This window comes from Nonomuraea sp. NPDC049784 (assembly GCF_040659615.1).
GTDB lineage: Bacteria > Actinomycetota > Actinomycetes > Streptosporangiales > Streptosporangiaceae > Nonomuraea.
This window is the reverse complement of the sequence record NZ_JBFAMX010000345.1, coordinates 1-10605: the sequence shown is the minus strand read 5'-3', so window position 1 is coordinate 10605 and position 10605 is coordinate 1. Positions and strand designations below refer to the sequence as shown.

8 protein-coding genes are annotated in these 10605 nt (G+C 71.1%); 2 read left to right on the top strand and 6 right to left on the bottom strand.

Going from position 1 to position 10605, the window contains the following annotated elements; translation table 11 throughout:
* From AB0J09_RS41980 to AB0J09_RS41955, 6 genes are all read right to left on the bottom strand, one after another.
* Positions 1-954 (bottom strand): ABC transporter ATP-binding protein (locus tag AB0J09_RS41980; RefSeq protein WP_360703939.1); only part of this gene is annotated, 954 nt, incomplete at its 3' end.
* On the bottom strand, positions 951-1868 hold the full coding sequence (locus AB0J09_RS41975; RefSeq protein WP_360703936.1) for an ABC transporter permease: 918 nt from the start codon (positions 1866-1868) through the stop codon (positions 951-953). The genes AB0J09_RS41980 and AB0J09_RS41975, both read right to left, overlap by 4 nt.
* The gene (locus AB0J09_RS41970; RefSeq protein ID WP_360703933.1) at positions 1868-2851 is read right to left on the bottom strand and encodes an ABC transporter permease; all 984 of its coding nucleotides are present in this window, start codon (positions 2849-2851) and stop codon (positions 1868-1870) included. Before AB0J09_RS41970 ends, AB0J09_RS41975 begins: the two co-directional genes overlap by 1 nt.
* A gap of 168 nt (positions 2852-3019) precedes the next feature.
* Positions 3020-5371 carry an AAA family ATPase gene (locus AB0J09_RS41965; RefSeq protein WP_360703930.1) on the bottom strand — a complete coding sequence of 784 codons (2352 nt, stop codon included), beginning with the start codon at positions 5369-5371 and terminating at the stop codon, positions 3020-3022.
* Positions 5372-5435: 64 nt separating this feature from the next.
* Positions 5436-6332: a haloalkane dehalogenase gene (locus AB0J09_RS41960; RefSeq protein WP_360703927.1), complete on the bottom strand. Its 897-nt coding sequence runs from the start codon at positions 6330-6332 to the stop codon at positions 5436-5438.
* A 15-nt stretch (positions 6333-6347) separates the two neighbouring features.
* Complete coding sequence (locus AB0J09_RS41955) at positions 6348-8138, bottom strand: hypothetical protein (RefSeq protein ID WP_360703925.1); 1791 nt, start codon at positions 8136-8138, stop codon at positions 6348-6350.
* Between the two features lie 261 nt (positions 8139-8399).
* Between AB0J09_RS41955 and AB0J09_RS41950 the strand changes: the two genes are divergently transcribed.
* Together AB0J09_RS41950 and AB0J09_RS41945 are read left to right on the top strand one after the other, a co-directional pair.
* The gene (locus tag AB0J09_RS41950) at positions 8400-9929 is read left to right on the top strand and encodes an MFS transporter (RefSeq protein WP_360703922.1); all 1530 of its coding nucleotides are present in this window, start codon (positions 8400-8402) and stop codon (positions 9927-9929) included.
* 35 nt (positions 9930-9964) lie between these two features.
* On the top strand, positions 9965-10605 hold a 641-nt coding region (locus AB0J09_RS41945; protein WP_360703919.1), incomplete at its 3' end, for a DoxX family protein.

The window sequence follows — 10605 nt, the reverse complement described above, 5'->3', positions numbered from 1 at the left end:
TACCTCGGACCAGCGGATGCAGGCCGCCCGGTGCCCCGCCCCCACCTCGAACAGCGGCGGCTCCCGGTCGTCGCACGCGTCGATCTTCATCGGGCAGCGCGGCGCGAACGGGCACCCCGGCGGCAGCGCCTGCGGAGAGGGCGGGTTGCCCTCGATGGGGGTCAGCGGCTGCCGCCCGCCCCTGTCCACGCGCGGGATGGAGCCGAGCAACCCCAGCGTGTACGGCATCCGCGTCCCGTAGAAGATGTCGTCCACGTCGCCCACCTCGACGGGCCGCCCCGCGTACATGACAAGCACCCGGTCGGCGAACCCGGCCACCACCCCGAGATCGTGCGTGATCATGATGATCGCGGCGCCGGTCTTGCGCTGCGCCTTCTTCAGCACCTCCAGCACCTGCGCCTGGATGGTCACGTCGAGCGCCGTGGTCGGCTCGTCACAGATGATCACGTCGGGGTCGTTGGCGATGGCCATCGCGATCACTACGCGCTGCCGCATGCCGCCGGAGAACTCGTGCGGGAAGGCCAGCGCCCGCTCGGCCGGATGCGGGATGCCCACGAGATCGAGCAGCTCGACGGCCTTGACCATGGCCGTCTCCTTGCTCACGCGCTGGTGCACGCGCACCGCCTCGGCGATCTGGTCGCCCACCCGGTAGACGGGGGTCAGCGCGGACAGCGGGTCCTGGAACACCATCGAGATGGACTTGCCGCGGAAGGACGTCAGCTCCCGGTCCGAGGCCCCGATCAGCTCCCTGCCGTGCAGCCGTACGGACCCGGTGACGCGCGCCGCCGGTGGCAGCAGGCCCATGATGGCCGCCGAGGTGACCGACTTGCCCGAGCCCGACTCACCGACGATGCCGAGGACCTCGCCGGGCCGTACGTCAAGGCTCACCCCGCGCACGGCCGGCACGCCGTCGAACGACACGTTCAGATCGCTGACCTCGAGAACCGGGCTCACCGCCGCGCCTTCCGCCGCGAAGCCGAGGGGTCGAACGCGTCACGCAGCGCGTCGCCGACGAGGTTGACCGCGAGTACCGTGATCACCAGCAGTCCCGCCACGAACCAGAACGTCCACGGTGCGTAGACGGCCGTCCTGGACCCGTCGGCGATGAGCGTCCCGAACGACACGTCGGGCGGCTGGATGCCGAACCCGAAGTAGGAGAGCGAGGTCTCGGTGAGGATGGCGCTGCTGACGTTGAGTGTGGCGTCCACGATCAGCAGCGACGACAGGTTGGGGATCACGTGGCGGAAGATGATCCGTGCGGGGGAGACGCCCATGTAGCGGGCGGCCTGGATGAACTCCCGCTCCTTCACCGAGATTGTCATCCCCCTGACGATCTTCGAGGTGACCATCCACAGGAACAGCGCCAGCATGATCACAAACAGCCACCACTGCCCGGCCCCGAACAGCGGCGACATGATCGCCAGGATCAGAAAGCCTGGAAGCACCAGCAGCAGATCCGTCACCCAGCTGAGCGTCCGGTCGGTCCACCCCAGGAAGTAGCCGCTGAACGACCCGACCACGGCCGCCAGCGCCGTGGAGATCAGGGCCGCGAGCAGCCCCACGACCAGGGACTTCTGCATGCCGCGCAGCGTCACCGCGTACACGTCTGACCCGGTTTGGAGCGTTCCGAACCAGTGTGTGGCCGACGGCGGCTGCATGAACGCCGTGAAGTCCTTGTCGGTGTACGTCCACGGGCTGAACAGCGGTCCCACGAAGGCCAGCAGGAACATCAGCGCCAGCACCGCGAACCCGATCTGCCCCTGCCCGGAGCGGAAGAAGCGCCTGGAGACCACCCGCACCCTGGACGGCGCCTGGCCCAGAGCGCCGCCGGACAACTCCTCGGCCAGCTCCTCGTCGGAAAGCGTCATCACGCCCGCACCCTCGGGTCGAGCGCGGCCTGCAGCAGGTCGGAGGCGAGCGAGGAGCACAGCACGGCGACCGCCGCCAGCATGGAGATGGCCGCGACAGTGTTGACGTCGTTGCTGAAGATGGAGTTGATCAGCTGCTCGCCGAGCCCGTGCCAGCCGAAGATCTTCTCGGTGAACGTGGCCCCCATCAGCAGCGCCCCGAACGTGAACGCGAAATAGGTCGCCACCGGGATGAGCGCCGTCCGCAGCGCGTGCTTGATGAGCGCCTGGCGCCTGCTCAGCCCCTTGGCTCTGGCCGTGCGGACGAAGTCGGCGCCGAGCACGTCGAGCATCATGTTGCGCTGGTAGCGGCTGAAGACCGCGATGAGGCCCATCGACAGCGAGATCGTCGGCAGGATCAGGTGCTGCAGCCGGTCGAGCAACTGCCCCCAGAACCCGGTGGTGAGCCCGACGCTGTATTCGCCGCTCACCAGGAACACCGAGCGGCCGAAGACGTTCGAGTTGGCCCAGGCGGCGACCAGGATCAGCGTGTTGGCCAGCACCACGACCGGCACGGCGAGCACCACGAAGGACAGGCCGGTCGAGAGGCGGTCGAACCACCCGTACTGCCTGACCGCGGCGAAGGCGCCCATCAGCACCCCGAACAGGCTCCCGAACAGCATCCCCAGCACGACCAGCCGGAACGTCACACCCATGCGCCGCTTGAGATCGTCGTTGACCGGAGCGCCCCCGACGGACTTGCCGAAGTCGCCGCGCAGCACCCCGCCCGCCCACGTGGCGTAACGCAGCAGCAGCGGCGTCTTGTCGTTGAGGTTGAGCGCCGTGAGCTGCGCGTCCACGACGGCTGGGGGAGGCTTGGGGGTGCGTTGCGCGTAGTTCGAACGAGGATCAAGCGCCGTGGCCGCCAGAAGGTAGGCGAGGCTGGCAGCCACAACGACAAGCACGGCGTAGTTGAGCAGCCTGCGGGCCAAGAACCCCGCCATCGCTCCCCTTCCGCCGCGCACCGCACATCGGCTCGGTTGCCGCCGACGCGCTCACTCTACGACATCACATCGTCACTATGAGACAACATGACACGGCCTGGGACTCCGCCTTACTCCCCGCGGGAGGAGATCAGTGACGGCCGTCGCGCAGGCAACCGCCAAAGACGGTCAACGTCCGGAAAGCTCGTCGACCGCGGTGCGCACGTCTTCGCTGGTGATCGTCGTCAGGTCGGCCGAGCTGGCGGACCCGCCGCGCGAGGCGTGGGCGGCCAGCCGAACGTCGCGGCGCATGGCGGCGCGCTCGAACAGCGACCTGGCGAAGCGGCCGTTGCCGAGTCCGTCGATCAGCCGCTCCTCGCACACCCAGGCGAACACCTCGTCGAGGTCGCGCAGCGCCTCGTCGTCGAAGGTGTCGCCGGCCTTCTCCGCCAGGAGCACCGCGATCTCGGACAGCTCGCGCGGCGAGTAGCTGGGGAAGGCCACGCGCTGGCTGAACCGGCTGGCCAGGCCCGGGTTGGTGGTCAGGAACGAGTCCATCTCGCGCTCGTAGCCGGCCAGCACGATCACGAGGCGGTCGCGGTCGTCCTCGGCCCGCTTGAGCAGCGTCTGCACGGCCTCGGCGCCGAACGCGTCGCCGCCCTGGTAGCCGGGGTTGACCAGGCTGTATGCCTCGTCGATGAAGAGCACGCCGCCGAGCGCCCTGTCGACCAGCTCGTTCGTCTTGATCGCCGTGGCGCCGAGGTGCTGGCCGACCAGGTCGGCCCGGTGCGCCTCGACCACGTCGGGCCTGGCCAGCAGGCCGAGCGCGGCGAAGATGCGCCCCACGACCCTGGCGACCGTGGTCTTGCCGGTGCCGGGCGGGCCGACGAACACGAAATGCCGCATCTGCGGCGGCGTGGGCAGCCCGCGCTCCTGCCGCATCCGCGCCATCTGGAGCTGGGCCGCGATGGCGTGCACCTGCCGCTTGACCGGCGCCAGGCCCGCCATCCCGTCGAGGTCGGCCAGCGCCTCCTCCAGCGTGGGTGTGGCGACGTAGCCGCGGAAGCGCGCGGTCAGCTCGTCGAACGCCTTGGTCACGTCGGGCGCCGTGGTGGTGACCAGGTCTTGGGTGGTGGGGGTGCCTCCGGCGCCCACCACGCGCACGTCGCGGGCCTGCGCGGCGGCCTCGACCAGGCTGCGCGCGAACCTGGCGTTGCCCAGCTCGTCGACCAGGCCGCGCCGGTGCACGTCGTCGAACAGGCCGAGCAGCACCCGCCTGGTCTCGCCGTCCATCGTGTCGCCCCTGCGCCGCTGGAGCAGCTCGGTTACCTCGACCAGCTCGGCGGGGGAGTAGCCGGGAAAGCGCACCCTGGTGGCGAACCTGCTGGCCAGACCGGGATTGCTGGACAGGAACGAGGCCATCTCCTGCTCGTAGCCGGCCAGGATGATGATCAGCCGCTCACGGTCGTCCTCCGCCCGTTTGAGCAGCGTCTGCACGGCCTCGGCGCCGAACCTGTCGGGCTGCCCGTCGGAGGAGTTGACCAGTCCGTACGCCTCGTCGATGAAGAGCACGCCGCCGAGCGCCCTGTCGACCAGCTCGTTGGTCTTGATCGCGGTCGCGCCCAGGAACTCGCCCACCAGGTCGGCCCGCTGCGCCTCGACCACGTAGGGGGTCTCCAGCAGGCCGAAAGCGTAGAAGATCTTGGCCAGCGCACGGGCCACGCTGGTCTTGCCGGTGCCGGGCGGCCCGGCGAAGACGAAGTGCCTGGTGGGCCGCCCGGTGGTGTAGCCCGCCTCGGCCCGCAGCCTGGACGCCTCGATGGAGGCGGCGATCGAGCGCACCTGCTCCTTGACCGGGGCCAGGCCGACCATGCTCTCGAGCTCGCCGAGCGCCTCCTCGACGGAGATCTGCGGCGGGCCGCCCGACTTGTCTTGTGGCGGCTCGAGCCTGCCCTCGCGCACCCTGATCCGTACCTGCTGCTCCTCGGCCGCGGCGCTCTCCGCCCTGACCTTGCGGGCCAGCAGGAACCGGTAGACCAGCACCACGGCGGCCACGGCGTACGCCACCCAGACCGCCACGCTCGCGGCGACGAAGGAGAGCGGCACGGCGAGCACGCCGGCGGGCGCGAGCGCCAGCAGCGTGGTCACCCACGGCGCCACCCAGCGGATGAGGTGGGCGGCCGCGGCGACGGGCAGGGCCAGCGCGACCATCAGGTGCACCGCGTTGGAGCCCGCGGGGAACAGCCCGGAGAAGATGTAGAGCGCCAGCGGGACCCAGCCCGCGACCACCAGGACGGTCGCCGCGGCGCGCGGGAAGCGCATGGTCAGCGCTATGTACGCGAGCAGCAGCAGGACGACGGGGAAGGTCGTGAGCAGGTTCCACCCGAGCGCCGCACCCATGCCCATGATGGCGATCAGTACGACCACGTACAGGACCCGGCGCACGGCCGGGGGAATCTGGTAATAACGCAGCCGAACCTTCTCGAACAGATCCCGCGCCACGGCCCGCCCCGCGGCCTGGGCCCTGCCGGACTCCTGCATCACGCCTCCCCGGTCCGCCCCCGGTTATACCGCACCGGACCGACGATTGGGCGCCCCTGACACGCTAGGTGGAGGTCACGAAAGCGGCTATCTGACGCCCGAGTTCCACGCCCGCGTCCTCCTGGAGGAAATGCCCCGCGCCGCTGATCATGGGATGCCGCAGGCCGGACGCGCCCGAGATCGACGTGCGCAGGATGGGCGCCATGCCTCCGGTGATCGGGTCTCCGTCGGAGAACGCCACCAGGAACGGCCGGTCGAGCGTCGTGAGGACCTGCCAGGCAGCGCGGTTGGCGGGCGCGGCCGGGTCGTCGGGCGTGATCGGGACGAGGCTCGGCATGACACGGGGGCCCGCTTTGTACGACTCGTCGGGAAAGGGCGCGTCATAGGCCGCGCGGATCTCCTTGGACAGCTCCGTCTTGCAGCCCGCCTGGACGAGCCTGGCGATGTCCAGCACCGGCGCCTTGAGCACGGCGTTCTTGAACCGGTGCCACACCTCGGGCATGGGAATGTCACCCGTGGGCAAGCCCGTGTTGGCCGCCACGATCCTGGCGATGCTCCCGGGATGCTCGGCGGCGATCCGCAGCCCGATCAGGCCGCCCCAGTCCTGGCCCACCATGGTGATGCGGCGCAGGCCGAGCGCTTCGTGCAGCAGCGCGCGGGTCCACTCGACGTGCCTGGCGTAGGTGTGCTCGCCTTGATCGACCGGCTTGTCCGAGCGCCCGAACCCGACCAGGTCCACCGCTATCGCGCGCAGCCCGGCCGCGGCCAGCTCGCCCATGACGTGCCGGTAGAGGAACGACCAGGTCGGCTCGCCGTGCAGGAGCACGACGGGCTCGCCGCCGGCGGGGCCCGCCTCGACGTACGCCATGCGCAGGCCGTCGGCGACCTCGGCGTAGCGGGGCTCGTACGGGAAGCCGGGCAGGTCCGCGAAGCGATCTTCCGGGGTGCGCAAGGTACGCATAGAACAAGATTCTAGCTAGCGTCGCTGGTGTCGCCCAGGGAATTCACCAACGAGCACTTGCTTGGGGGTGACGCGCAGGACGTCCGAGTCGGCCATGGCGATCCCCCGTACCTCGACCCAGAACCGCCGCTGCAGCGGGTCCGCCGCGAACACCGCCACCCGGGGATCGGCCTCGATGGCGTCCCACGCCTCCGTCTCCGGGATCACCCGCAGCTCGCCCGACGACGTGACAGACGCGACCGCGCCCGCGACCCTGGGACCGAGGGAGTCGCCGAAGGACAGGACGATGCTGCGGGCGTACGAGAAGGTCTGGCGCACCTCCGGGTCCAGTGCGACGGAGGGCTCGGCGCCCACGGGCAGGTCGCACATGATCAGAGACGCCCGCCACGGGCCCGGCCCGCCCCGCCACCAGGCGCGCGCGGCCCTCGCGGCGAACACGACCATCGCCGCGGCCATCGCGCCCAGCCCGGCCCGCCACGCCCATGCCGCGGCCGGCTCCATCCGCCATGCTCCCAGCAGGCCGCCCGCCGCGCAGGCGGTGGCGGACAGGACGACGAGTGCGAGGGCGACCGGCAGCCATCGGTCGTCGCGGTGGCGGGTGCGCAGATAGCCGCGGATCATCGGGTACGGCACCGCGACCGCCACGACTGCCGCCCTCGGCTCCACAGCCAAGGCCCCGCCGACCAGTGGGACCAGCACGGACCAGGTGCGGCCGAGGAGGATCCAGAGCATCACGCCGATGTTCCTCCGGGCGGTGCGCTCGGCCTGCACCCACGCCGCCCCGGCCTGCTGTGCCTGGTTCGTCCGGGCGCGGGCGGTTTCGGCCAGCGCCAGGAGGGGATGGCCTCGCCACGCTTCGGCCAGCGCCCGCACCGCCGCCAGCGCCGGCCAGCCCAGCACCACGATGCCCGCCAGCCCCGCCCATACCGGATCGAACGCCGACGGCACGGACGGCATCGCCCCCAGCAGCAGCCAGGCGGCGAACGCGACCACCGACACCACCGTCGAGACGAGCGCCGTGCCGAGCCAGGGGTCCCCGCAGAGCATCGCGGGCACGTACGACCAGACACCCACCCGCCGCGCCTGCCTGACCGTCAGCGGCGCCAGCAGCACGAGCACCGCGAACCCGCCGAGCACGGCCTGCGCGCCCCAGTCGAGGAAGAGCGCCGCCCCGGCGATCGCGAGCGTGGCGACGGCGACCAGGAGGCGGGCCTGGCGGGACCAGACCTCCAGCGCCCGCCTGGCCCTGCCCGTGTCGCGCGGGTCGATCGGCCAGGCGGGATCGTGGTGCGGGCGTGGCCGGTCCCAGCGCAGCAGGGACAGGCCCAGGTTCACGCGGGCCTGGGGATGCCCGGGGTCGATGGCGAGCGCCGCCAGGTACGCCTGCTCGGCGCGGATGTGGTCGCCGCGCAGCAGGGCCAGGTCGCCCCGCATGACCTCGGGTCCGGGCTCCTCGGGCGCGAACTTCCCGGCGAGCGTGGCGTGCTTCACCGCCTCCTGCCAGCGGCCGGGGACGCGGCGCAGGATCGCGGCCAGGCGCAGGCGGGCCGGCCAGGAGCCGCGGGCCAGCTCCACAGCCCGCTCGGCGGCGGGCGCCGAGTCGGCGTCGCGGCCCAGCCGTTCGTGGGCGAGGCTGATGAGCCGGTACGCCCATTCCGCGCCTGGATCCAGGTCGGCCGCGCGGCGGGCGGCGTCGAGCGCGGACTCGGGACGACCGGCGCTCAGCCTGGCCAGAGCCTCGTCACACCATTCACGTGAGGACCTGTCGGAAATATTGCCATTTCTGTCACTTGCAGTGGTCCCCACGGGTCCATGATCGGTTGGTGGGCCAATGTTGGATAGATACCGACATATGGCTGTATCTCTCTAGAGAGGTTCCCGGGCAGGGGTGGATCGTCCGATACCGCTATGACCAGTGCCTGACATGCCCTAAGCTGCGACGCAAGCCGGAGCGGTGGGAGTCGAGGCTGAAGAGCTCGGGAGGAGCGAGTGTCGAGCCGGGCTTCCCGCGCCACCGACCAAGAGCACGTGCGGGCCCTGTCAACGGATCGGCCTGCAAGGAGGCCCATGACCGTCACACAGGCCGCACCCCTCGTACGGACTGCCGATCAGGACCACCGGGACCGCCGCTGGTCCATTCTCGTTCTGCTGTGCGTGAGTCTGCTGCTGATCACCGTCGACGCCACGGTGCTGCACATCGCGGTGCCCGCGCTCACGGCCGCGCTCGAGCCCTCCGCGGTGCAGCTGCTGTGGATCATCGACATCTACTCCCTGGTGGTCGCGCCACTGCTGATCATGTTCGGCACGCTCGGCGACCGGTACGGGCGAAAACGGCTGGTCCTGTGCGGCTACGTGCTGTTCGGCCTGGCCTCGGCCGGGGCCGCGCTCGCCCCGACGCCGATGACGCTGATCATGGCCAGGGCGCTGCTCGGTATCGGCGGCGCGATGATCATGCCGGCCACGCTCTCGCTGATCCGCCAGGTGTTCACCGACAGGCGCGAACGCGCCATCGCGCTGGGCGTCTGGAGCGCGGTCGCGGCGGCCGGGGCGGCGGTCGGCCCGCTCATCGGCGGCGTGCTCGTCGGCATCTGGTGGGGCGCCGTCTTCCTGATCAACGTGCCGATCCTGCTGGCGCTGCTGCCCGCCGCCGTACGCCTGCTCCCGGACTCACCCGTCCGCAAGGATCGCCCGTGGGATGCCACGAGCGCGGTGCTGTCGGTGTTCGGCATCCTGGCGCTGGCGTTCGGACTGAAGGAGGCGGGCGCGGGCACCCTGATGCCGCTGTGGGCGTCGGTGCTGGTGTTCCTGACCGGGCTCGCCCTGCTGGGCCTGTTCATACGCCGGCAGACGCGGTTGCGCGCGCCGCTGCTGGAGGTCGGGCTGTTCAGGCGGCGCGAGTTCTCGACCGGCGTGGTCGGCGTGCTGCTCGGCGTGTTCTCGCTGGTGGGCCTGCAGCTCATGCTCGCCCAGTACCTGCAGCTCGTGCTCGGCGACAGTCCGTTGCGCGCGGCGGTCCGGATGTTGCCGCTGGTGATCTCGGCCATCTCCGGCGGGCTCGCCGCCGCCCACATCCTGCCGAGGATCGGCATGCGGGCCACGATGAGCGGCGGGCTCGGGCTCGTCGCCCTCTCCTTGACCCCCACCCTGAGCTGGGGGGTCGAGGGCCATCCCGTGATGCTGGCGCTCTGCTTCGTGGGCATCGGGTTCGGGGTGCAGGTGGCGCTGCTCGCGGCCTCCGACACGATCATGTCGTCGGCGTCGGAGTCCCAGGCGGGCGGGGCCGCGGCCATCGAGGAGACCGCGTACGAGCTGGGCGCCGGGCTGGGCGTGGCCGTGCTCGGCACCATCACCACCATCGTGTACGCCCCCGGTCTGCCCTCCGTGCCCGGGGTGTCCGCGAGCGGCATGTACCAGGCCAGGCAGTCGCTCGCGGGGGCCGCGCACGTCGCCCACGAGGTCGGCGGCAGCGCGGGCGGCGCCCTCATGGACGCCGCGCGGTGGGCCTTCGTGAACGCTCTGCACACGACCGTGGTCGTCAGCGTCGTCCTGCTCAGCCTGACCGCCGTCGCGGTGGCCATGCTGCTCAGCCGTGATTGAGGTGTGCCATGTCCCGATTAGGGCAGACAACTACCGTGAAACAGGCCCTCCGTGATCTTGCTGCTTTAGTCGCCCGCATCGGCGTGGGCGGCATCTTCTTCGCCAACGGCTGGACCAAGCTGGAAGACGGGCTCAAGGCCACCGGAGCGAAGTTTCTCCAGCAGGGTGCCCCCGCACCCGGCGCCTGGGCCACGGTCACCATGCTCACCGAGCTCATCGGCGGCGCGCTCCTGATCGCCGGTCTGGCCGTCTCCGCCACCGGGCTGATCCTGTTCGCCGAGGCGCTGGCGGTCTTCCTGGTGGCCCCGCCGCTTAATCCGATCAGCATGAACGAGCTCATCCTCCTCGGCGCCGCCTCCCTCCTGCTCGCCGTGGTGGGCGCGGGACGGGTGTCGGTGGACCACATGGTGGTGATCCGGCGGAGGGAGTCCGAGGCGGCGAACGAGTTCGCGGCCGACACGGAGGCGGACCGCGTCATCGCCTCACTCCGAGAGCCGGACACGCCCGACAAACCGCCTGTCCCGGGGCCGGAGGAATCCGCCGCGTCGGCCACAGAAGACACGGCCCCGCACCCGCGGCCGCGCGCTAAGGGCGGGGACGCCACACGGGCGGAGAGCTCTGCTCCCGCGCCGGGCGACACGCTGGTGGCGGGCCGCAAGAAGCCCTCGGCCCGCAC

What these genes read in the sequence shown, in the direction of transcription:
- AB0J09_RS41975 (WP_360703936.1), bottom strand. Translation starts at nt 1,868, where the DNA reads ATGACGCTTTCCGACGAGGAGCTGGCCGAGGAGTTGTCCGGCGGCGCT.
- AB0J09_RS41970 (WP_360703933.1), bottom strand. Translation starts at nt 2,851, where the DNA reads ATGGCGGGGTTCTTGGCCCGCAGGCTGCTCAACTACGCCGTGCTTGTC.
- AB0J09_RS41965 (WP_360703930.1), bottom strand. Translation starts at nt 5,371, where the DNA reads ATGCAGGAGTCCGGCAGGGCCCAGGCCGCGGGGCGGGCCGTGGCGCGG.
- AB0J09_RS41960 (WP_360703927.1), bottom strand. Translation starts at nt 6,332, where the DNA reads ATGCGTACCTTGCGCACCCCGGAAGATCGCTTCGCGGACCTGCCCGGC.
- AB0J09_RS41950 (WP_360703922.1), top strand. Translation starts at nt 8,400, where the DNA reads ATGACCGTCACACAGGCCGCACCCCTCGTACGGACTGCCGATCAGGAC.